The organism is Streptomyces sp. NPDC005004, assembly GCF_053600675.1.
Window position 1 is genome coordinate 64,559 of record NZ_JBSGAH010000010.1, and the last position, 22,612, is coordinate 87,170.

Here is a 22,612-nt window from a genome sequence, read left to right on the forward strand (position 1 = left end):
GACACCCCCAATACGAGGGAGGCGCAGTATGCGCTTCAGACTCAGAGCCGCGGCCGCAGCCGCGACCCTGGTGCTCCCCCTGGCCGGCCTGGTCGGCATCGCAACTCCCGCGCAGGCCGCGACGAACGTGACGGCAACCTACGTCAAGACCCAGGACTGGGGCACCGGCTTCGAGGGCAAGTGGACCGTCAAGAACACGGGTTCCACGGCCATCGACTCCTGGAAGATCGAGTGGGACTTCCCCTCGGGCACCTCCGTCTCCTCCGCCTGGGACGCGGACGTCACGTCCTCCGGCACCCACTGGACCGCCAAGAACAAGTCCTACAACGGCTCGGTCGCCCCCGGCGCCTCGGTCTCGTTCTCCTTCAACGGCGCGGGCTCCGGCTCCCCGTCCAACTGCAAGCTCAACGGCGACAGTTGCGACGGCACCACGGTCCCCGGAGACGCGGCGCCCTCCGCTCCGGGCACCCCGACCGCCTCCGAGGTCAAGGACACCTCGGTCAAGCTGTCCTGGTCGGCCGCCACCGACGACAAGGGCGTCAAGAACTACGACGTCCTGCGCGACGGCAACAAGGTCGCCACCGTCACCACGACCTCGTACACCGACAGCGGGCTGAGCGCGGCCACGGACTACTCGTACACCGTGCAGGCCCGTGACACCGCCGACCAGACCGGCCCGGTCAGCGGCTCCGTCGCGGTGCACACCACCGGCGGCGGCACCAACCCGCCGCCCGCCACCGGCGACAAGGTCAAGCTCGGCTACTTCACCGAGTGGGGCATCTACGGCCGCAACTACAACGTCAAGAACATCGTGACGTCCGGCTCGGCCTCCAAGATCACGCACATCAACTACGCCTTCGGCAACGTGACCGGCGGCAAGTGCGCGATCGGCGACTCCTACGCCGACTACGACAAGGCGTTCACCGCCGACCAGTCGGTCAGCGGCCAGGCCGACACCTGGGACCAGCCGCTGCGCGGCAACTTCAACCAGCTCCGCGAGCTGAAGGCCAAGTACCCGAACATCAAGGTGCTGTGGTCCTTCGGCGGCTGGACCTGGTCCGGCGGCTTCGGCGAGGCGGCCAAGAACCCCGCCGCGTTCGCCCAGTCCTGCTACGACCTGGTCAAGGACCCCCGGTGGGCCGACGTCTTCGACGGCATCGACATCGACTGGGAGTACCCCAACGCCTGCGGTCTGTCCTGTGACACCAGCGGCGCGGCGGCCTTCAAGAACGTCGTCTCCGCGCTGCGCGCCAAGTTCGGCTCCAGCGCCCTGGTCACCGCCGCGGTCACCGCGGACGGCTCCAACGGCGGCAAGATCGAGGCCGCGGACTACGCGGGCGCTTCCCAGTACGTCAACTGGTACAACGTCATGACGTACGACTTCTTCGGCGCCTTCGACGCCCAGGGTCCGACCGCCCCGCACTCCCCGCTCACCTCGTACAACGGCATCCCGAAGGCCGGCTTCACCACCGCCGACGCGATGGCCAAGTACAAGGCGGCGGGCGTCCCCGCGAGCAAGCTGCTCATCGGCATCGGCTTCTACGGCCGCGGCTGGACCGGCGTCACCCAGGACGCCCCGGGCGGCACCGCCACCGGCGCGGCCCCGGGCACCTACGAGGCCGGCATCGAGGACTACAAGGTCCTCAAGGGCTCCTGCCCGGTCACCGGCACCGTCGCGGGCACGGCCTACGCGCACTGCGGCAGCAACTGGTGGTCCTACGACACCCCGTCGACCATCGCCGGAAAGATGAGCTGGGCCAAGAACCAGGGCCTGGGCGGCGCGTTCTTCTGGGACTTCAGCGGGGACACCAGCAACGGTGAACTCGTGACGGCCGTGAACAACGGCCTGTCGTAAGGAAGTACGAAGGGTCGCACGACCCTGAGCGACGTTGACGCTCCCCCCGGACTTCGTCCGGGGGGACCCCCACCCAGAGGGTGAACGTGGCTACGCCACGTTCACCCTCTGGCCGGGCGGGGCTGCCTCCAGCCACGCGAGAAACCCGGTCAGCGCGTCTTCGCTCATCGCGAGTTCCAGGCGGGTGCCCTGGTGGACGCAGGCGAGGATCACCGCGTCGGACAGCAGGGCCAGCTCCTCCTCGCCCTCGGGCAGCCGGCGCCCGGCCACCTCGATGCGGGAGCGCTCCAGGACGCGGCGCGGCCGGATCGCGTAGGAGAAGACCCGGTACCACTCGATGCGGTCGCCGTTGTAGCGGGCGACGCCGTAGCTCCAGCCCTTGCCGCTGGTGTCCGGGTCGGTGGAGACGTCCCAGCGCAGCGAACAGTCGAAGGTGCCGCCGGAGCGCTGGATCAGCCTGCGGCGCAGGCCGAACAGGAACAGCCCCACCAGCACGAGCGCCACCACGGCTCCGCACACAGTCAGAGCGAGGACCATCGACACCGACCTCCTCGTCTTCCTGGTAGGGGAACTGCGGACGACACCAGGTAATGAAACCGCAGTGCCAGGTAATGGAACCGGAAAAACACCCGTATTCGCCACAGCCGCGACCGGCACCGGAATGTTCCGGGCCGGCCGCGGCTGAATGACATGGTCACACGGCGCGGTGGGTCACTTCGCCGCGGTCGCCGTCCGCAGACGGACATCGGCGCGACGCTCGGCGTCCGCGTCCTCGTCCGCCTTCGCGCGCTCCAGCTCCCGCTCGACGCGCTGGACGTCGATCTCCTCCGCCAGCTCGGCGACCTCGGCCAGCAGCGACAGCTTGTCGTCCGCGAACGAGATGAAACCGCCGTGCACCGCGGCGACGACGGTCCCGCCGTCGCTCGTGCGGATGGTCACCGGGCCCGACTCCAGCACACCGAGCAGCGGCTGGTGACCGGGCATGACGCCGATGTCGCCGGACGTGGTGCGCGCGACGACCAGGGTGGCCTCGCCGGACCAGACCTGGCGGTCGGCGGCGACCAGCTCGACGTGCAGCTCAGCAGCCAAGGTTGGCTCCTCGGGTCACCACCCGGCGGTAGTGCCGGGTGTTGGGTCAATTCTAGTGGGCGTGAAGGAGGGGGCGGGACGGACCCCGCCCCCTCCTCAAGAGCACGAGCTCAAGAGCACGAGACTCAGGAGACGCCGAGCTCCTTCGCGTTCTTCTTCAGGTCCTCGATACCACCGCACATGAAGAACGCCTGCTCCGGGAAGTGGTCGAACTCACCGTCGCAGATCATGTTGAACGCGCGGATCGTCTCCTCCACCGGAACGTCCGAACCGTCCACGCCGGTGAACTGCTTGGCGACGTGGGTGTTCTGGGACAGGAAGCGCTCCACACGACGGGCACGGTGGACAACGAGCTTGTCCTCCTCGCCCAGCTCGTCGATACCGAGGATCGCGATGATGTCCTGGAGGTCCTTGTACTTCTGCAGGATGTTCTTGACGCGCATCGCACAGTCGTAGTGGTCCTGCGCGATGTAGCGCGGGTCCAGGATCCGGGACGTGGAGTCCAGCGGGTCCACGGCCGGGTAGATGCCCTTCTCCGAGATCGGACGGGAGAGAACCGTCGTCGCGTCGAGGTGGGCGAACGTGGTGGCCGGGGCCGGGTCGGTCAGGTCGTCCGCGGGGACGTAGATCGCCTGCATCGAGGTGATCGAGTGACCGCGGGTCGACGTGATGCGCTCCTGGAGGAGACCCATCTCGTCGGCCAGGTTCGGCTGGTAACCCACGGCGGACGGCATACGGCCGAGCAGCGTGGAGACCTCGGAACCGGCCTGCGTGAAGCGGAAGATGTTGTCGATGAAGAACAGCACGTCCTGCTTCTGGACGTCACGGAAGTACTCGGCCATGGTGAGGCCGGCCAGCGCGACGCGCAGACGGGTGCCCGGGGGCTCGTCCATCTGGCCGAAGACCAGGGCGGTCTTGTCGATGACGCCCGAGTCGGTCATCTCCTCGATGAGGTCGTTGCCCTCACGGGTGCGCTCACCGACACCGGCGAACACGGAGACACCGTCGTGGTTGTTGGCGACGCGGTAGATCATCTCCTGGATGAGCACCGTCTTGCCGACACCGGCACCGCCGAACAGACCGATCTTGCCGCCCTTGACGTACGGGGTCAGCAGGTCGATGACCTTGACGCCGGTCTCGAACATCTCGGTCTTCGACTCGAGCTCGTCGAAGTTCGGGGCCTTGCGGTGGATGGACCAGCGCTCGCCCTCGTGCTTCTCGTCGGAGTTCAGCACCTCACCGAGGGTGTTGAACACCTTGCCCTTGGTGAAGTCGCCGACCGGGACGGTGATGCCGTCGCCCGTGTCGGTCACCGCGGCCTGGCGGACCAGACCGTCGGTGGGCTGCATGGAGATGGTGCGGACCAGGCCGTCACCCAGGTGCTGGGCGACCTCCAGGGTCAGCGTCTTCTTCTCGCCCTCGCGCGCCGGGTCGGCGACCTCGACGGTCAGGGCGTTGTAGATGTCCGGCATCGCGTCGACGGGGAACTCCACGTCGACGACCGGGCCGATGACCCGGGCGACGCGGCCCGTAGCCGTCGCGGTCTCAACAGTGGTGGTCATTTATCGGTCACTCCCCGAGCTCGCGTCGGCCAGGGCACTGGCGCCACCGACGATCTCGCTGATTTCCTGGGTGATTTCGGCCTGGCGGGCCGCGTTGGCAAGGCGGGAGAGCGTGTTGATCAGCTCACCCGCGTTGTCGGTGGCCGACTTCATCGCGCGCCGCGTGGCGGCGTGCTTCGAAGCGGCCGACTGGAGCATCGCGTTGTAGATGCGGCTCTCCACATACCGCGGCAGCAGGGCGTCGAGGACGTCCTCCGCCGAGGGCTCGAAGTCGTACAGCGGGAGGATCTCCCCCGTGGGGGCGGCCTCCTTGGCGACCTCGTCGAGACGCAGCGGGAGCAGCCGCTGGGCGACCGCCGTCTGCGTCATCATCGACACGAACTCGGTGTAGACGAGGTACAGCTCGTCCACGCCGCCTTCCGAGTCGGGGGTCTCGATGGCCTTGATGAGCGGCTCGGCGACCTTCTTGGCGTCCGCGTACGTCGGCTCGTCGGTGAAGCCCGTCCACGACTCCGCGACCTTGCGCTCACGGAAGTTGTAGTGGGCGATACCGCGCCGGCCGACGATGAACGTCTCGACCTGCTTGCCCTCGCGCTCGAGGCGCTCGGTGAGCTGCTCGGCCGACTTGATCGCGTTGGAGTTGAAGGCGCCGGCCAGGCCGCGGTCGCTCGTGAGGAGCAGGACCGCGGCACGGGTCGGGTTCTCCGCCTCCGTGGTCAGCGGGTGCTTGGTGTTCGACCCGGTGGCCACCGCCGTGACGGCGCGCGTGAGCTCGTCCGCGTACGGCTTGGAGGCCGCCACCTTGCGCTGCGCCTTGACGACGCGCGAGGCGGCGATCATCTCCATCGCCTTGGTGATCTTCTTGGTCGCGGTGACGGATCGGATGCGACGCTTGTAGACCCGGAGCTGGGCTCCCATGAGTCAGGTCCCTTCCTTACGTCACTTGGCGGCAGTGGCGGGGGTGTCCTCGCCGAGCAGCTTGCCCTCGGAGGTCTCGAACTGCTTCTTGAACTCCGCGATCGCGTCGCCCACGGCCTGCAGGGTGTCGTCCGACATCTTGCCGCCCTCCCGGATGGAGGTCATCAGGCCCTGGTGCTTGCGGTGCAGGAACTCCAGGAGCTCCTTGTCGAAGCGGCGCACGTCCTCGACCGGCACGTCGTCCATGCGACCCGTACCACCGGCCCAGATCGAGACGACCTGGTCCTCGGTGGACATCGGCTGGTACTGGTTCTGCTTGAGCAGCTCGGTCATGCGGGTACCGCGCTCGAGCTGGTTCTTCGAGGCCTGGTCCAGGTCGGAACCGAAGGCGGCGAACGCCTCCAGCTCGCGGTACTGGGCGAGGTCCACGCGCAGTCGGCCGGAGACCTGCTTCATCGCCTTGTGCTGCGCGGAACCACCGACTCGGGAGACGGAGATACCGACGTTCAGCGCGGGGCGCTGACCGGCGTTGAACAGGTCCGACTCCAGGAAGCACTGGCCGTCGGTGATGGAGATGACGTTGGTCGGGATGAACGCCGAGACGTCGTTGGCCTTGGTCTCGACGATCGGCAGACCGGTCATCGAGCCGGCACCCATGTCGTCGGAGAGCTTGGCGCAGCGCTCCAGCAGACGGGAGTGCAGGTAGAAGACGTCACCCGGGTAGGCCTCACGGCCCGGCGGGCGGCGCAGCAGCAGGGAGACGGCGCGGTAGGCGTCGGCCTGCTTCGACAGGTCGTCGAAGACGATCAGGACGTGCTTGCCCTGGTACATCCAGTGCTGACCGATGGCCGAACCGGTGTACGGCGCAAGGTACTTGAAGCCGGCCGGGTCGGACGCCGGGGCGGCGACGATGGTCGTGTACTCCAGCGCGCCGTTCTCCTCCAGCGCGCGGCGCACGCCGGCGATGGTGGAGCCCTTCTGGCCGACGGCGACGTAGATGCAGCGGACCTGCTTCTTCGGGTCGCCCGAGCGCCAGTTGTCGCGCTGGTTGATGATCGTGTCGACGGCCAGGGCGGTCTTGCCGGTCTGGCGGTCACCGATGATGAGCTGACGCTGACCACGGCCGACCGGGGTCATCGCGTCGACGGCCATGTAGCCCGTCTCCATCGGCTCGTGCACCGACTGGCGCTGCATGACCGTGGGGGCCTGCAGCTCCAGCGCGCGGCGGCCGTCGGTCTCGACCTCGCCGAGGCCGTCGATCGGCTTGCCGAGCGGGTCGACGACACGGCCGAGGTAGCCGTCGCCGACCGGCACGGAGAGCACCTCACCGGTGCGGTGCACCGGCTGGCCCTCCTCGATGCCGCTGAACTCACCGAGGACGATGGCACCGATCTCGCGCTCCTCGAGGTTGAGGGCGAGGCCGAGGGTGCCGTCCTCGAACTTCAGCAGTTCGTTGGCCATGGCCGAGGGCAGGCCCTCGACCTTCGCGATGCCGTCGCCGGCAAGGGTGACCGTACCGACCTCCTCGCGCGAGGCCGCGTCCGGCTTGTACGACTGGACAAAGTTCTCCAGCGCGTCCCGGATCTCCTCCGGCCGGATCGTGAGCTCCGCCATCTGGGTTCCCTGCTCTCCTTGTTGGGCCCGAAGTTTCACTTGGGGGGATGGGGACTCCCCCCTGAACGAGGTGAATCCTCTGCACGGCCCAACCAGGGCCGTAGGTACGTCTTGCGTGTTGAGTTCTAGCTCGCCATGCGGCGGGCGGCGTCTTCCAGCCGGTCCGCGATGGAGCCGTTGATGACCTCGTCACCGACCTGCACGCGCAGTCCGCCGACGACGTCGGGGTCCACGTCCAGGTTGAGGTGCATCCGGCGGCCGTAGAGCTTCGCCAGGGCGTCGCCCAGACGTCGCTTCTGCGTGTCGCTCAGCGGCACCGCGGAGGTGACCGTGGCCACCAGCCGGTCCCGGCGCTCCGCGGCCAGCTTGGACAGGGACTCCAGTCCCGCCTCCAGGCTACGTCCACGCGGCGCGGTGACGAGGCGCGTGACCAGACGCTCGGTGACGGGCTTGGCCCGTCCGCCGAGCAGCCGGTGCAGCAGCTCGGCCTTGGCCGAGGCGCTCGCGGCCCGGTCGGTCAGCGCCGCCCGCAGGGCGGTGTCGGAGGAGACGATCCGGCCGAACCGGAACAGCTCGTCCTCGACCTCGTCGAGCGTGCCGTCCTTCTCCGCCGCGGTGAGGTCGGCGATGTTCGCCAGTTCCTCGATCGCGTCCACCAGGTCGCGGGGCTGCGACCAGCGGGAGCGGGCCATCCCGGCCACCAGGTCGGCGGTCTGACCGCTCACCTGGCCGCCGATCAGGCGCTGCACCAGCTCGGCCTTGGCCTCAGCGGGCTGCGCCGGGTCGGTGAGGACCCGGCGCAGGCCGGCCTCGCGGTCGAGCAGCGCGGTGACGGCCGCCAGCTCGTCGGCGAGCTGCGCGGCGTTCACGGACGTGGAGTCCGTCAGCGCGTCGAGACGCTCCCGTGCGGCAGCCAGTGCCTCGCGGCTCGCTCCGTTCATCGCGTGGCCTCGGCCTTCTCGTCAAGCTCGTCGAGGAAGCGGTCGATCACACGGCTCTGCCGGGCGTGGTCCTCGAGGGACTCGCCGACGAGCTTGCCGGCCAGTTCCGTGGCGAGGGTGCCGACGTCCTGGCGCAGCGCGACGGAAGCAGCCTTGCGGTCGGCCTCGATCTGGGCGTGACCGGCGGCGATGATCTCCTCGCGCTGACGCTGGCCCTCGGCCCGCATCTCGGTGATCAGCTCCGCGCCCTGCTCCTGAGCCTCCTGGCGCAGCCGCGCGGCCTCGTGCCGAGCCTCGGCGAGCTGGGCCTTGTACTGCTCAAGGACGCTCTGGGCCTCGGTCTGCGCGGCCTCGGCCTTCTCGATACCGCCCTCGATGGCCTCGCGACGCTGCTCCAGAACCTTGTTGATGTTCGGGAGCAGCTTCCAGGCGAGGAAGCCGAAGACGATGACGAAGGCGATCAGGCCGATGACGAGCTCTGGGATCGGCGGGATGAGGGGGTTTTCGGCCTCCTCAGCCGCAAGCTGAACCAGGGGGCTCATATCAGTGCCTTTCGTCTATGGGTAACGCGGCGGTCGGGTCAGGAGGCCGGGTAGACGAACGGCATGACCAGACCGATCAGGGCGAGCGCCTCACAGAAGGCGAAGCCGAGGATCTGGTTGGCGCGGATCAGGCCGGCCGCCTCGGGCTGACGGGCGAGGGCCTGCGTGCCGTTACCGAAGATGATGCCGACGCCGACGCCCGGACCGATGGCGGCGAGACCGTAACCGATGGAGCCGAGGTTGCCCTTGATCTGGACGCCGGCGGCAAGGGTTTCGAGAGCGGACATGCCGGTTCTTCCTTCTCTTTCAATGACCGGTGGGGGATGGCCACCGGATGTCTGGATGGGTGTGACGGAGCGGGCTGGCTCAGTGGTGCTCGGCGAGCGCGCCCTGGATGAAGCTGCACGTCAGGAGCACGAACACGTACGCCTGGACAGCCTGGATGAAGAGCTCGAAGGCCGTCATCACGATGACCATCACGAACGAGACGGCGGAGTAGGCGATGCCGATGCCGTTCAGCATGTACCAGCTGGCGATCGTGAAGAGCAGCAGCAGCGTGTGGCCCGCGAACATGTTCGCGAAGAGTCGCACGGCGTGCGTGAAGGGCCGGACGAGCAGGTTCGAGAACAGCTCGATCGTCATCGACAGCGGGAGAACCGCGCCGAGCGACTTGTCGTAGCCGGTGAAGTTCTTGAAGGCGCCGACGAAGCCCTGTCGCTTGAAGGTCAGCGAGACCCACAGGACGTAGACGATGAGGGCCAGGATGGCGGGGTACGAGATGATCGCCGTCACCGGGAACTGGGCGACCGGGATGATCGACCAGAGGTTCATCATCCAGACGAAAAAGAAGAGCGAGACGACGAGAGGTACGTACTTCTCGCCTTCCTTCTTTCCGATCGTCTCGTAGACGACGCCACGCCGGATGAAGTCGTAGCCGGACTCGGCGATCATCTGGAGCTTGCCCGGGACAACCTTCGGCCGGGCGAACGCGGCCCAGAAGAAGCCCACGACGACGATGGAACCGAGCAGCGCCAGCAGCATCGTCTTGTTGAAGTACAGGTTGCTGTCCGCGTCGCCCCAGAGCGGCTTGAACAGGAACGAGTGCAGGCCCGGAGCCGGGAAGCCGCACCCGGTGAACAGGTGGCAGCTCGTGTCGAAAGCGAGCGTCTGCGTCGGATCAGCACTCACCGCGGGCTCCTTCATCGTGGCGCATGGGTACGGCAACCTCGTTGTGTCGGCGCGGCACAGGGCCGCGGTTCGGCACGGGACTGGTGGTTCGGATGTGGGGGCGGCTCGGGGGCATCTCGCCTCGCGATGGAACAGGCGTCAGCTGGGATGCCCGCGTCCGCGATGCCGCAGTTGGCACCGGACGATAGCAGGATCTCGCATGTGCCTTTATCCCGGCCCTACCTCTCACGACGGGCGCTCCGTCTTCTCGGGCTTGTCACCCTTCGACGGAGCATCAGGTTCGACGTAGAGGACCTTTGCCTTCATGTGGGCACGTGCCTGCGCGGCGATCCACGTGAGGGTGGAGACGACGAGCACGATGGCGAAGGCGCGGGGGTTGAACAGCGTCGTGTTCTTGAACACGGCGATGAAGATGACCAGCAGCAGGAGTTGGGCCGCGTAGAGCATCAGGCCCATCATCTGGAACAACTGCGGGAAAGACTTGGCGGTGCGCTGCAGCACGAAGAGACCGAGCCCCATGAAGAGGAGCACGACCGCTGTCGCGATGACTGCCCCGATGGCTCCCTTGCCCCCCGCGACCACACCGCTGACGACGGTGGCGATCGCACCGACGGCAACCGTGGGCACGGCGGCCTGGGCCAGAATCCGGACGTCATTGGACGGCATGGCGGCAACTCCGCTTTCACAGGGGGCAGGTGTCGTCATGGACGAGCGTAGTCCCGGGCAGAGCGATCGATTACTCACACCAATGGACCGTCGCATTACGGTCCTTCGGTTCTCTCCGGGGTTCTCGTGAACCGTATCACAAACTATTTGATGAGGTCTTTACCCACCTGGTGTGCCCGGGGTCACACATGAGGGTGATCCTGCGCGTCTGTGCAAAAACCACGCCTACTTGTCTGGTATTGGGGGACTTTGCTCCCCCACGAGTTGGCAATGCTCTAGTCAGATTCTTACCTTGCGACCCTTACCGGAGCGGGGCCGGGAGCCCAGCGCGGTGGCGCCGTTGACGCCCGCGACGGCCGCCGCGACGGGCTCGGGGGACGCCGGTTCCGCCGGGTCGTCGCCGCCGCTCTCCGGGGCCTCGGCGGCCTTCCGGCGCCTGCGGTAGCGCGGCGGCACGAAGCCCTCCGCCCAGCGTGGGGTGCGCGGGGTGAAGCGCGGGAGGAGCAGGAGGACGAGGCCGATGGCGCTGAGGAAGACGACGCTCAGCACGATCCACATGGACGCCGAGTTGACCGAGTAGGCCAGGGCGCCGAAGCCGATCAGCGCCGACCAGAAGTACATGATGAGCACGGCCCGGCTGTGCGAGTGGCCGACCTCCAGCAGACGGTGGTGCAGATGCCCGCGGTCGGCGGCGAACGGCGACTGGCCGCGCCAGGTGCGGCGCACGATGGCGAGGACCAGGTCGGCCGCCGGGATCGCGATGATGGTCAGCGGCATCAGGAGCGGGATGTAGACCGGCACCATCTGGTGCACCGCGCTGCGCTCGGAACCACCGGCGAACAGCTCCATGTTGTCGGGGTCGATCTGGCCGGTCACCGAGATCGCGCCGGCCGCCAGCACCAGGCCGATGAGCATGGAGCCGGAGTCGCCCATGAAGATGCGCGCGGGATGCATGTTGTGCGGCAGGAAGCCCACGCACATGCCCATGAGGATGGCGGCGAACAGCGTGGCCGGGGCGGCCGCCTCGATGCCGTAGGAGTACCAGATCCGGTACGCGTACATGAAGAACGCGCCCGCCGCGATGCACACCATGCCCGCCGCGAGACCGTCGAGGCCGTCCACGAAGTTGACCGCGTTGATGGTGACGACCACCAGCGCCACCGTCAGCAGGGTGCCCTGCCACTGGGTCACCGCGACCGTGCCGATGCCCGGCACCGGGAGCCAGAGGATCGTCAGACCCTGCATGACCATCACGCCCGCGGCGATCATCTGGCCGCCGAGCTTGATCAGGGCGTCGATCTCGAACTTGTCGTCCAGGACGCCGATCAGCCAGATCAGGGCGGCTCCGGAGAGCAGCGCCCGCGGCTCGTTGGAGCGGACGAAGACCTCGTTCAGGCTGCCGAGGTGGTCCGCGACCAGCAGGCCCGCGCACAGTCCGAAGAACATCGCGATCCCGCCGAGGCGCGGAGTGGGTTCGCGGTGCACGTCACGTGCCCGGATCTCCGGCATCGCCCCGGCCACGATCGCGAACTTCCGTACCGGTCCCGTCAGGAGGTACGTCACCGCGGCCGTGACACAGAGCGTCAGCAGGTATTCACGCACGGGCTTCCCCACAGATCTCGCTGGCCATCACAGCCCCACACCCTAGCGAGCGGGGCATACGGATGAGGACTTCCGGGTAGTGACGATGGTTGCACCACCCCCCGTGCACCACCCGCTCACCGGACCGTACGGCCTACCGTCTACCCCTGCTCAGGCGGGGTAGGGCGAAAACGCGCCAGTCAGCTCGCGCACCTCGCCGCGCACCGCGCCGGGAGCGACGTCACCCCGCACCACGCCTCCCAGCAGCGCGGCGACGCGCTCCATCTCCCGCTCCCCCATCCCCTGCGTGGTCACCGCGGCCGTGCCGAGGCGCAGTCCCCGCTCCCGGGTGTGCGGCAGCGGGCAGCAGTCGAGGACGAGTCCCGCGGCGGCGAGCAGTCCGCGCGCGGTGCGGCCGTCCTCGCCGAGCGGGGCCGGGTCGACGGTGATCAGGTGGGTGTCGGTGCCCCCGGTGGTCACGGTGAACCCCTCGTCGGCCAGCCGGTCCGCGAGCACCCGGGCGTTGGCGACGACCTGATGGGCGTAGACCGCGAAGGCCGGCCTCGCCGCCTCCCCGAACGCGGCGGCCTTGGCGGCGACGACGTTCATCTGCGCGCCGCCCTGGGTGAAGGGGAACACGGCCCGGTCCACCCGCCCGGCCAGTGCCCCGCCGCACAGGACGAGACCGCCGCGCGGTCCGCGCAGCACCTTGTGCGTGGTCGCGCACACGATGTCGGCGTACGGCACCGGGTTCGGCGCCGCTCCCCCGGCGACCAGACCGACGGGATGCGCCGCGTCCACGATCAGACAGGCGCCCACCTCGTCGGCGACCTCGCGGAAGAAGGCGTAGTCGAAGTGACGGGAGTAGGCGATCGAGCCGCACACCACGGCCTTGGGGCGGTGCGCGCGGGCCAGGCGGCGCACCTCGTCGTGGTCGACGAGGCCGGTGGCGGGATCGAGACCGTAGGCGACGAAGTCGAACCAGCGGCCGGAGAGGTGCGCGGGCGAGCCGTGGCTGAGATGGCCGCCGTCGGGGAGCCCCAGGGCGAGGACGGTGTCGCCGGGGCGCAGCACGGCGGCGTAGGCGGCGAGGACGGCCGAGGAGCCGGTGTGCGGCTGGACGTTGGCGTGCTCGGCGCCGAACAGCTCCCGGGCCCGATCGGCGGCGAGGTGCTCGGCGGCGTCGGCGAGGGCGCAGCCCCCGTGGTAGCGGGCGCCCGGGTAGCCCTCGGCGTACTTGTTGGCCAGCGGGGAGCCGAGCGCGGCGAGGACGGCCGGGGAGGCGAAGTTCTCGGCGGCGCTGAGCTGGAGGGTGGTCGACTGCCGGTCCAGCTCGCCCCGCAGGATGTCGGCCAGCTCCGGGTCCTGGCGGTGCAGGACGTCCGGGTCCAGGGCGGGGGTGACCGGCATGAAGGGCTCCGGCGGTCGGAAGTGGACTTACGTCCAATGTAGGCCCGGGGCGGAAGGGGCGCTCGGCCGCTCCGCCCCGGTTCCGCTTCCGTACCGGGGCGGGGTCACATGTGCGCGGGGACGCCGGTCAGCGCGGTGACGACCGGGTCCAGGGCGTCCCGTATCTCGTCCCCGATGGAACGGAAGAAGGGCAGCGGGGCGCCGTAGGGGTCGTACACCTCGTCCGCCTCGGCGGTCGGGGCGAGCAGCCAGCCGCGCAGCGCGGCGGCGGCCCGCACCAGGGCGCGGGCGCGCAGCACGACGCCGTCCTCCAGGGGCGGCAGAGTGGCCGGATCTATCGCCCGCACCAGGCGGGTGAACTCCTTCAGCGTGAAGGTGCGCAGGCCGGCGGAGTGGCCCATGGAGATGACCTGGGCGCGGTGGTCGCGGGTGGCGGTCAGCACGAGGTCGGCCATGATGACGTGCTCGTCCAGCAGCTCGCGCCCGGTGAACCCGGCCGCGTCCGCGCCGAACTCGGCCAGCACGGTCTCCGCGTTCTCCTCCATGGGCGCGCCCTCGTGCCCCCAGGTTCCGGCGCTCTCCACGATCAGACCGCCGCCGAGCACGCCGAGCCGCTCCGCCACGAGGTGCCGGGTCAGCCGCTCGGTGATGGGCGAGCGGCAGACGTTGCCGGTGCTGACGTGGAGGATGCGGAAGGTGTCGCGCGGAAACCCGAAGGTGGTGGTCTGCTCCGCCGCGCTCTCCCCGCCGCCTATGCCGCGCATGGGGTGACCCCCTGCTCGGGCGGGACGGTGAGGACGGGGGGCTCGGCGGCCGTCAATTCGCCACCTCAAGGTCGGGTACGACCTTGCGCAGCTCCTCCGGGGAGATGGCGCCCGCGCGCAGCAGCACCGGGACGTCGCGGGAGACGTCCACGATGGAGGAGGGCACGTTGCCCGGGGTGGGGCCGCCGTCGAGGTAGACGGAGACGGAGTCGCCGAGCATCTGCTGGGCGGCGTCGCAGGTCTCCGGGGACGGGTGGCCGGTGAGGTTGGCGGAGGAGACGGCCATGGGGCCGAACTCGGTGAGCAGCTCGATGGCGACCGGGTGCAGCGGCATCCGGACGGCGACGGTGCCCCGGGTGTCCCCGAGGTCCCACTGCAGGGACGGCTGGTGCCGGGCGACCAGGGTGAGCGCGCCGGGCCAGAAGGCGTCGACCAGGTCCCACGCCTTCTCGGAGAAGTCCGTGACGAGGCCGTGCAGGGTGTTCGGGGAGCCGATGAGCACGGGAGTGGGCATGTTGCGGCCCCGGCCCTTGGCGGCGAGCAGGTCGGCGACGGCCTCGGAGGAGAACGCGTCGGCGCCGATGCCGTAGACCGTGTCGGTCGGCAGCACCACCAGTTCGCCGCGACGGACGGCGGACGCGGCCTCGCGCAGACCCGTCACGCGGTCGGTCGCGTCGTTGGTGTCGTATCGCCGTGCCATCTAGCGGGCCTCCTCGTACGGGTACTGCGGGGATGAAGTCGGGTGGGTGCTCACGGCATCGCCTTGCGGGCGGTCGCGAAGCGCGGGCGGTTGTTGAGGTCGGGGTGGTCGGCCGCGTCGGCCCAGCCCCGCTCCTCGGTGAAGATCCACGGCACCTGGCCGCCCTGGGTGTCGGCGTGCTCGACGACGACGACTCCGCCGGGGCGCAGCAGCCGGTGCGCGGTGCGCTCCAGGCCGCGGATCAGGTCGAGGCCGTCCTCGCCGGAGAAGAGGGCGAGGCCGGGGTCGTAGTCGCGGGCCTCCGGGGCGACGTACTCCCACTCGGTGAGCGGGATGTACGGCGGGTTGGAGACGACGAGGTCGACCTGCCCGTCGAGGTCCGGGAAGGCGGTCAGGGCGTCGCCCTGGCGCAGATCGACCCTGGACCCCTCCATGTTCTTGCGGGTCCACTGCAGGGCGTCCTCGGACAGCTCCACGGCGTGGACGCGCGAGCGCGGCACCTCCTGGGCGAGGGCCAGCGCGATGGCGCCGGAGCCGGTGCACAGGTCGACGATGCAGGGCTCGACCACGTCCATGGCGCGCACCGCGTCTATGGCCCAGCCGACGACCGACTCGGTCTCGGGGCGGGGGACGAAGACGCCGGGGCCGACCTGGAGCTCCAGATAGCGGAAGTAGGCCCGCCCGGTGATGTGCTGGAGCGGTTCGCGCTGCTCACGGCGGGCGACGACCTCCCAGTAACGGGCGTCGAAGTCGGCGTCCTTCACGGAGTGGAGCTGGCCGCGCTTGACGCCGTGCACGAACGCCGCGAGTTCCTCGGCGTCGTTGCGCGGCGAGGGCACACCGGCGTCGGCCAGCCGCTGGGTGGCCTGGGCCACCTCCGCGAGCAGCACGCTGCGGGGGCTCGGGGGTCGCCCCCCGAAGTCTTGCTGCACGCTTCTCCTCCGGTCTCGTGCTCGTCGTGCGGTGGGTGCTGTCGTGCGGTGGTGCTTACGCGGCGGCGAGCTTCGCCGCCGAGTCGGCGTCGACGCAGGCCTGGATGACAGCGTCGAGGTCGCCGTCCAGGACCTGGTCCAGGTTGTACGCCTTGAAGCCGACGCGGTGGTCCGAGATGCGGTTCTCCGGGAAGTTGTACGTGCGGATCTTCTCGGAGCGGTCGACCGTGCGGACCTGGCTGCGGCGGGCGTCCGCGGCCTCGGCCTCGGCCTTCTCCTGGGCCGCGGCGAGCAGCCTGGAGCGCAGGATACGCATCGCCTGCTCCTTGTTCTGGAGCTGGCTCTTCTCGTTCTGGCAGGAGGCGACGACACCCGTGGGCAGGTGGGTGATGCGCACGGCGGAGTCGGTGGTGTTCACGGACTGGCCGCCGGGGCCGGAGGAGCGGTAGACGTCGATGCGCAGGTCGTTGGCGTGGATCTCGACGTCGACCTCCTCGGCCTCGGGCGTGACCAGCACGCCGGCGGCGGAGGTGTGGATGCGGCCCTGCGACTCGGTCGAGGGCACGCGCTGCACGCGGTGCACACCGCCCTCGTACTTCAGCCGGGCCCACACGCCCTGGCCGGGCTCGGTGGCGCCCTGGCCGCCCTTGGTCTTCACCGCGACCTGGACGTCCTTGTAGCCGCCCAGCTCGGACTCGGTGGCGTCGATGATCTCGGTCTTCCAGCCCACGCGCTCGGCGTACCGCAGATACATGCGCAGGAGGTCGCCGGCGAACAGGGCGGACTCGTCGCCGCCCGCGCCCGCCTTGATCTCCAGGATGACGTCCTTGTCGTCGCTCGGGTCGCGCGGGACGAGCAGGAGGCGCAGCTTCTCGGTCAGCTCCTCGCGCTGCTTGTCCAGCACCTTGACCTCGGCGGCGAAGTCCGGGTCGTCGGCCGCGAACTCGCGCGCGGTCTCGATGTCGTCGCCGGTCTGCTTCCAGGAGCGGTACGTGGCGACGATCGGGGTCAGCTCGGCGTAGCGCTTGTTCAGCTTGCGCGCGTTCGCCTGGTCGGCGTGGACCGAGGGGTCGGCGAGCTTCTGCTCCAGATCGGCGTGCTCGGCGACGAGTTCCTCGACGGCCTCGAACATCTTTCGGCTCCTGTACTGCGGGTGAAGGGCTGGCGGGCGACCAAAAACGCCGGTCCCGGGCACGCCCCGGACGGGGCGTGGCCGTGGACCGGCGGTTTCGCGCTCGCTACTTCTTCGAGCCGGCGGCAGCCTTGCCGAAGCGGGCCTCGAAGCGGGCCACGCGGCCACCGGTGTCGAGGATCTTCTGCTTGCCCGTGTAGAACGGGTGGCACTCGGAGCAGACCTCGGCACGGATGGTGCCGGAGTCGATGGTGCTGCGGGTGGTGAACGACGCGCCACAGGTGCAGCTCACCTGGGTCTCGACGTACTCGGGGTGGATCTCGCGCTTCAAGGTGTCTCCTAGGTTTCGGGAGGGCGCCGGGTCGCTGCCGCGGGGTGCGGGGCGTGAACCGGAGCCGACGTACCAGTCTGCCAGGACTGGCGCCATCCCCCAAAACCGGGGGAGTCCCTTTTCTATTCCCCCGGGGGTGTGGGGCGCCTTTCGGGGCGCGGAGGGCGCCTTTCGCCGTGCCGGGGGCGGTGCGGGTGCGGGTGCGGGTCCGGGTCCGCTCGGGCCGGCCGTGCAGTTCCCCGCGCCCCTGTGCGGCTACCCCTGCGGGGTGCCGATCACCTTGCCCGCGTTGCCCGTCGCCGCGTCCGCCGTCGCCGAGGCGGGGACCCTTCGGTCCTCCTTCAGTGCCTTCCAGACCTGGGCGGCCCGGTGGGGTTCCAGGAGGACGCGGTTGGGGTTGGCGGGGTCGTACTGGACCGGCATGGTCACCATCTGGATGCGGGAGGACTTCACTCCCTTGAGGCCGCTGGCGAAGTCCGCGAGGGAGTTGACCGAGCCGAGGTCGGAGTCGGTGGTGACGGACTTGGTGGCGGTGTCGGCGAGGTCGTAGAGCCGCTTGGGGTCGCTGAACACGCCGACGTGCTTGACCTGGTCCATCAGCGCCTTGACGAACGCCTGCTGGAGTTGGATGCGGCCGAGGTCGGAGCCGTCGCCGACGCCGTGCCGGGTGCGGACCAGACCGAGGGCCTCGGTGCCGTCGAGCGTGTGGGTGCCCGCGGGGAGGTTCAGATGGCTCTGCGGGTCGTGGATGGCCTGGGTGGTGGTCACCGGTACGCCGCCGAGGTCGTCGACGAGCCGCTGGAAGCCCGCGAAGTCGACCTCCAGGTAGTGGTCCATGCGCAGCCCGGTGAGCGACTCGACCGTCTTCACGGCGCAGGGGGCGCCGCCGGTGGCGTACGCGGAGTTGAACATCACGCCCCGGGCGGCCGGGTAGCTGTGGCCCTTGGCGTCGGCGCAGGCGGGGCGGTCGATGAGGGTGTCGCGGGGGACGGAGACCACGGTGGCCTTCTTGTGGCCCTTGTAGACGTGCACGATCATCGCGGTGTCGGCGCGGGCCCCGCTGTCGGCGGCGCCGCCGCCGAGTCTGTGGTTGGCGCCCGCGCGGGTGTCGGAGCCGAGCACCAGGACGTTCTCGGAGCCGGTCGCGCCCTTGGCCGGGCGGTGGCCGCCGAGGATCTGGTTGATGTCGACGCTCGTGAGGTTGCCGTTGAGCTTGAAGTAGACGTATCCGGCTCCGGCGCCGCCCAGGACGACGACGCCCGCGGCGGCCCATGCGGTGGCGAGCAGCGCCTTGCGGCGCGTGCTGCGGGGCTTGCGGCGATGGCCCTTGCTTCGGCGGCCGGGCGCCGGGGTGCTCTCGGCGGACACGTCACTCCTAGGTCTCGTCCGGTTGGTTACCCCCTGCGTTCAGGGTCGGGTGCAGTCGTCATGCACCATCGTCGCCCCACCTGGTCATACAGGGAAACTCGGGACAGGCTCGCACAGCCGCAGGTGCCGCCCCTGTGCGCCGAAGGTCACGGAACGTGAGCGGCGCGGGCCGACGGTCCCGCGCTCACCTGGGGTTTCGAGGGAACGGGCGACGGGGTACCCGGGCGGCACGAAAGGGACCATGTGTGGGAAAGGTCTCGCACGGCCCCGCAGGACGTCGTACCGCGCGGAGGCGGACGGCGGAGTTGCGCAAAGAGGCCGCCCCCGGCGGAAGATCCGACGGGGGCGGCCTCAACGCCCTTGCGGGCGGGGGGTGTTCGGTGTGACTCAGTCGCCGTTGCCCGGAGCGGGCGTGTTCTTCTGAATCTGCGTCAGGAACTCGATGTTCGACTTCGTCTGCTTCATCTTGTCGAGCAGCAGCTCGATCGCCTGCTGCTGGTCGAGCGCGTGCAGCACGCGACGCAGCTTCCAGGTGATGGCCAGCTCCTCGCTGCCGAGCAGGATCTCCTCCTTGCGGGTACCGGACGCGTCGACGTCCACCGCGGGGAAGATGCGCTTGTCGGCGAGCTTCCGGTCGAGCTTGAGCTCCATGTTGCCGGTGCCCTTGAACTCCTCGAAGATCACCTCGTCCATGCGGGAGCCGGTGTCGACGAGCGCGGTGGCGAGGATGGTCAGCGAGCCGCCGTCCTCGATGTTGCGCGCGGCACCGAAGAAGCGCTTCGGCGGGTACAGGGCGGTGGAGTCGACACCACCGGAGAGGATGCGGCCCGACGCCGGGGCGGCGAGGTTGTACGCACGGCCCAGACGCGTGATGGAGTCGAGCAGCACGACCACGTCGTGACCCAGCTCCACCAGGCGCTTGGCGCGCTCGATGGCCAGCTCGGCGACCGTGGTGTGGTCCTCGGCCGGGCGGTCGAAGGTCGAGGAGATGACCTCGCCCTTGACCGACCGCTGCATGTCGGTGACCTCTTCCGGACGCTCGTCGACCAGGACGACCATCAGGTGGCACTCGGGGTTGTTGTGCGTGATCGCGTTGGCGATCGCCTGCATGATCATGGTCTTGCCGGTCTTCGGCGGGGCCACGATCAGACCGCGCTGACCCTTTCCGATCGGCGACACGAGGTCGATGATGCGGGTCGTCAGGATGCCGGCCTCGGACTCGAGGCGCAGCCGGTCCTGCGGGTACAGCGGCGTCAGCTTGTTGAACTCCGGCCGTCCGCGGCCGTGTTCGGGCGCCATGCCGTTGACGGAGTCGAGGCGGACGAGCGCGTTGAACTTCTCGCGGCGCTCCCCCTCCTTCGGCTGGCGGACCGCGCCGGTGAGGTGGTCGCCCTTGCGCAGGCCGTTCTTGCGGACCTGGGCGAGGGAGACGTACACGTCGTTCGGACCGGGCAGGTAGCCGGAGGTCCGGATGAAGGCGTAGTTGTCGAGGATGTCGAGGATGCCCGCGACGGGGATCAGGACGTCGTCCTCGTTGACCTGCGGCTCGGCGACCTCGTCGCGGCCACGGCGGCCCCGGCGGTCGCGGTAGCGGCCGCGACGGCCACGGCGGCCGCCCTCGAAGTCGTCGTCGTCCTGCTGCTGCTGGCGGTCCTGACGGCCGCCGCCCTGCTGCTGGCCCTGCTGACGCTGGCCGCCCTGCTGGTCGTCGCCCTTGCCGCCGCGGCGGTCGCGGTCACGGTCACGGCCCCCGCGGTCACGGTCGCGGTCGCGGCGGTCGCGGCGGCCACGGCCCTCACCGTCGGAGGAGGCGTCGCCCTTGGCGTCGCCCTGCTGCTGCGGCTCGGACTTCGGCTCGCCCTTGGGCTCGGCGGCGGTCTCGGCCGCCGGGCTGCCCGCCTCGGCGGTCGCGCGGCGGCGACGGCGCTCACCGGAGGTGTCCTCGGCGGCGGCCTGCTGCTCGGGCTGGCCCTTCGGGGAGGGCTGGCCCGGGATCTCGATCTGGGCGGCGGCCTTCTCGGCGGACTTCTCCGCCTTCGCCTCGGCGGCCTCCTCACCCGTACGGGTCTTGGAGGTGGCGCGGCGCTTGGGCTTGGTCTCGGCGGCGGCCTCGGCCTTGGGGGCTCCGCCCCCGGCCTGGGCCTCCTTGATGACCTCGATCAACTGGCTCTTGCGCATCCGCGCGGTGCCCTTGATACCGAGGCCGGAGGCGACCTGCTGAAGCTCGGCCAGCACCATGCCCTCGAGGCCGGTGCCTCGGCGCCGCCGGGAGCCGGCACCGGTGGCAGGCGCGGAGTCCGTGGCGGGCGCGGCAGCGGTCTCCTCGACACGTGCGCCCATCAGATCGGTGGTGTCGCTCACGAAGGGTCCTTCCCTGGAGCGGACGTCGGCCTGTCTGGCTCGGCGACCGGTTGTGCTGTCCGGCATCGGTTCTGTCAGTGAGTACCGAGCCGGGGCGGTGGTCCGCCTGGAAGCGGCGGAAGAGGAATTTCTGGTGATGACGCTCCCCGCGAGTCGTGACACTCGGTGTCACAGGGCGCGGCGGCGCCGATTCCGGAGCGGGTCCTGTGCCTCGCTCAGTGCCCCCATACGTCGTACTGCCCAGGTACGGCGCACGGAACACGGAGTGGCTTGGGAGGCTCCCGGAAGAATGTCTGTCCCTGACGGGGACACGAAGCACCTCGCCATGGTGGGGTCGGGTGCAGACTTGAGATTAACACTACCGGATGCAACAAACATTCCCCCTCTCCAAATCCGGCAACCGGGTGTCAGGGCGCAAGCGGCAGCACGCTCGCTCCCTGGAGGTCGAGGTCCAGCCGGTTGGCGGCCCACTCGGCCCCGGCCAGCGCCTGCACCTTGTCGGCCGTGCCCGCGTCGGCCAGAGCCATGACGGTGGGTCCGGCGCCCGAGATGACGGCCGGTACGCCGTCGGCGCGCAGCCGCTCCACGAGCGCGGCGCTGTCGGGCATCGCCGGGGCGCGGTAGTCCTGGTGGAGGCGGTCCTCGGTGGCGGGCAGCAGCAGCTCGGGGCGCCTGGTCAGGGCCTCGACGAGCAGGGCGGCGCGGCCCGCGTTGGCGGCGGCGTCGACGTGCGGCACGGTGCGCGGGAGCAGTCCGCGCGCGGTCTCGGTGAGCACCGGCTTCCCGGGCACGAAAACCACCGGAACGATGGAATCGTCGGGCTCCATCCTGATGGCGCGGGCGGCGCCGCGCTCCATCCAGGAGAGGGTGAAGCCGCCGAGGAGACAGGCGGCGACGTTGTCCGGGTGGCCCTCGATCTCGGTGGCCAGCTCCAGGAGCGCCGCGTCGTCGAGACGGCTCTCCCCGCCTATCGTCACGGCGCGCGCGGCGACGATGCCGGCGCAGATGGCGGCGGAGGAGGAGCCCAGGCCGCGGCCGTGCGGAATGCGGTTGGCGCAGACGATCTCCAGCCCGCGCGGCTGGCCGCCGAGCACGTCGAAGGCGGTGCGCAGGGCGCGGACCAGCAGATGGCGCTCGTCCCTCGGCAGGCTCTCGCCGCCCTCCCCCGCGATGTCGATGTGCAGCCCGGCGTCGGCCACCCGGACGACCACGTCGTCGTAGAGCCCCAGCGCGAGGCCCAGGGCGTCGAAGCCCGGACCGAGGTTGGCGCTGGTGGCGGGTACGCGCACCCGGACGGCGGCGGCGCGGAACGCGGGACCGGCCATCGCTCGAGACTCTCCTTGAGCTGCGTGACTGCCCGAATGCGCCCTGCGGCGGACATTCGGTGTGGACATTCGATGACGTACGAAGACCCGTCGGGCCGCGGAGACGACGCGGCGCCGTGCCACACGCGTGGGCATGTGCGGTGGGCGGGTTGGCCCCAGCCTATCGAAGGAAGGTTCAGTGGCGACATAGGGCGCACAGGAGGCGCACGATGCGTGTCGTAAGCCCCCCGTGCATCCGTTCCGGCCGCCGCGGCCCGCTTTCGGGGTTTCGCAGGTCGCGGCGGCTGCCGGACGGGGACTGTGCCCTCTTCGCGGCCGGGCCGGACGAGCCTC

General features: G+C 69.9%; 21 protein-coding genes. 1 reads left to right on the forward strand and 20 read right to left on the reverse strand.

What is annotated here, in order from left to right:
- Nucleotides 1-28 precede the first annotated feature (28 nt).
- Nucleotides 29-1,855 carry a glycosyl hydrolase family 18 protein gene (locus ACWEEU_RS16255; protein ID WP_451732849.1) on the forward strand — a complete coding sequence of 609 codons (1,827 nt, stop codon included), beginning with the start codon at nt 29-31 and terminating at the stop codon, nt 1,853-1,855.
- 90 nt (nt 1,856-1,945) lie between these two features.
- On the opposite strand, the gene ACWEEU_RS16260 is transcribed toward ACWEEU_RS16255, so the two are convergent.
- The 20 genes from ACWEEU_RS16260 to thrB form a co-directional block, all read right to left on the reverse strand.
- The gene (locus ACWEEU_RS16260) at nt 1,946-2,392 is read right to left on the reverse strand and encodes a DUF2550 domain-containing protein (RefSeq protein WP_385749874.1); all 447 of its coding nucleotides are present in this window, start codon (nt 2,390-2,392) and stop codon (nt 1,946-1,948) included.
- A 174-nt stretch (nt 2,393-2,566) separates the two neighbouring features.
- Nucleotides 2,567-2,944: a F0F1 ATP synthase subunit epsilon gene (locus tag ACWEEU_RS16265; protein WP_385749877.1), complete on the reverse strand. Its 378-nt coding sequence runs from the start codon at nt 2,942-2,944 to the stop codon at nt 2,567-2,569.
- 125 nt (nt 2,945-3,069) lie between these two features.
- Entirely contained in the window at nt 3,070-4,506 is a 1,437-nt protein-coding gene (atpD, locus tag ACWEEU_RS16270) for a F0F1 ATP synthase subunit beta (protein WP_385749880.1), read from the reverse strand.
- A complete protein-coding gene (locus tag ACWEEU_RS16275; protein WP_385749882.1) occupies nt 4,507-5,424 on the reverse strand; it encodes a F0F1 ATP synthase subunit gamma in 918 nt (305 codons plus the stop codon).
- A 21-nt stretch (nt 5,425-5,445) separates the two neighbouring features.
- Nucleotides 5,446-7,038, reverse strand: a complete 1,593-nt coding sequence (gene atpA, locus ACWEEU_RS16280) for a F0F1 ATP synthase subunit alpha (protein WP_385749885.1) — start codon at nt 7,036-7,038, stop codon at nt 5,446-5,448.
- A 125-nt stretch (nt 7,039-7,163) separates the two neighbouring features.
- Nucleotides 7,164-7,979, reverse strand: a complete 816-nt coding sequence (locus ACWEEU_RS16285) for a F0F1 ATP synthase subunit delta (protein WP_385749887.1) — start codon at nt 7,977-7,979, stop codon at nt 7,164-7,166.
- A complete protein-coding gene (locus ACWEEU_RS16290; protein WP_451732856.1) occupies nt 7,976-8,521 on the reverse strand; it encodes a F0F1 ATP synthase subunit B in 546 nt (181 codons plus the stop codon). The genes ACWEEU_RS16285 and ACWEEU_RS16290 overlap by 4 nt, the downstream gene beginning before the upstream one ends.
- Nucleotides 8,522-8,559: 38 nt before the next feature.
- Entirely contained in the window at nt 8,560-8,808 is a 249-nt protein-coding gene (locus ACWEEU_RS16295; RefSeq protein WP_018544514.1) for an ATP synthase subunit c family protein, read from the reverse strand.
- A 79-nt stretch (nt 8,809-8,887) separates the two neighbouring features.
- Nucleotides 8,888-9,724 carry a F0F1 ATP synthase subunit A gene (gene atpB, locus ACWEEU_RS16300; protein ID WP_018544513.1) on the reverse strand — a complete coding sequence of 279 codons (837 nt, stop codon included), beginning with the start codon at nt 9,722-9,724 and terminating at the stop codon, nt 8,888-8,890.
- Between the two features lie 210 nt (nt 9,725-9,934).
- Nucleotides 9,935-10,375, reverse strand: coding sequence for a hypothetical protein (locus ACWEEU_RS16305; RefSeq protein ID WP_451732860.1), 441 nt, complete (start codon nt 10,373-10,375; stop codon nt 9,935-9,937).
- Between the two features lie 279 nt (nt 10,376-10,654).
- On the reverse strand, nt 10,655-11,977 hold the full coding sequence (locus ACWEEU_RS16310; protein ID WP_385749894.1) for an MraY family glycosyltransferase: 1,323 nt from the start codon (nt 11,975-11,977) through the stop codon (nt 10,655-10,657).
- Between the two features lie 150 nt (nt 11,978-12,127).
- The gene (locus ACWEEU_RS16315; protein ID WP_451732863.1) at nt 12,128-13,366 is read right to left on the reverse strand and encodes a serine hydroxymethyltransferase; all 1,239 of its coding nucleotides are present in this window, start codon (nt 13,364-13,366) and stop codon (nt 12,128-12,130) included.
- Nucleotides 13,367-13,470: 104 nt separating this feature from the next.
- Nucleotides 13,471-14,130 carry an arsenate reductase/protein-tyrosine-phosphatase family protein gene (locus ACWEEU_RS16320; RefSeq protein ID WP_018544509.1) on the reverse strand — a complete coding sequence of 220 codons (660 nt, stop codon included), beginning with the start codon at nt 14,128-14,130 and terminating at the stop codon, nt 13,471-13,473.
- A 52-nt stretch (nt 14,131-14,182) separates the two neighbouring features.
- Nucleotides 14,183-14,830 carry an L-threonylcarbamoyladenylate synthase gene (locus ACWEEU_RS16325; RefSeq protein WP_385749899.1) on the reverse strand — a complete coding sequence of 216 codons (648 nt, stop codon included), beginning with the start codon at nt 14,828-14,830 and terminating at the stop codon, nt 14,183-14,185.
- Between the two features lie 50 nt (nt 14,831-14,880).
- Nucleotides 14,881-15,720, reverse strand: coding sequence for a peptide chain release factor N(5)-glutamine methyltransferase (gene prmC / locus ACWEEU_RS16330; protein ID WP_385749905.1), 840 nt, complete (start codon nt 15,718-15,720; stop codon nt 14,881-14,883).
- 97 nt (nt 15,721-15,817) lie between these two features.
- Complete coding sequence (prfA, locus tag ACWEEU_RS16335) at nt 15,818-16,894, reverse strand: peptide chain release factor 1 (protein WP_018544506.1); 1,077 nt, start codon at nt 16,892-16,894, stop codon at nt 15,818-15,820.
- 106 nt (nt 16,895-17,000) lie between these two features.
- Entirely contained in the window at nt 17,001-17,225 is a 225-nt protein-coding gene (rpmE, locus tag ACWEEU_RS16340) for a 50S ribosomal protein L31 (RefSeq protein ID WP_164587688.1), read from the reverse strand.
- Between the two features lie 255 nt (nt 17,226-17,480).
- Entirely contained in the window at nt 17,481-18,593 is a 1,113-nt protein-coding gene (locus ACWEEU_RS16345) for an LCP family protein (protein WP_451732868.1), read from the reverse strand.
- A gap of 387 nt (nt 18,594-18,980) precedes the next feature.
- The gene (gene rho / locus ACWEEU_RS16350; RefSeq protein WP_385742349.1) at nt 18,981-20,954 is read right to left on the reverse strand and encodes a transcription termination factor Rho; all 1,974 of its coding nucleotides are present in this window, start codon (nt 20,952-20,954) and stop codon (nt 18,981-18,983) included.
- Between the two features lie 407 nt (nt 20,955-21,361).
- Nucleotides 21,362-22,279: a homoserine kinase gene (gene thrB / locus ACWEEU_RS16355; RefSeq protein ID WP_451732871.1), complete on the reverse strand. Its 918-nt coding sequence runs from the start codon at nt 22,277-22,279 to the stop codon at nt 21,362-21,364.
- Between the last annotated feature and the right edge of the window lie 333 nt (nt 22,280-22,612).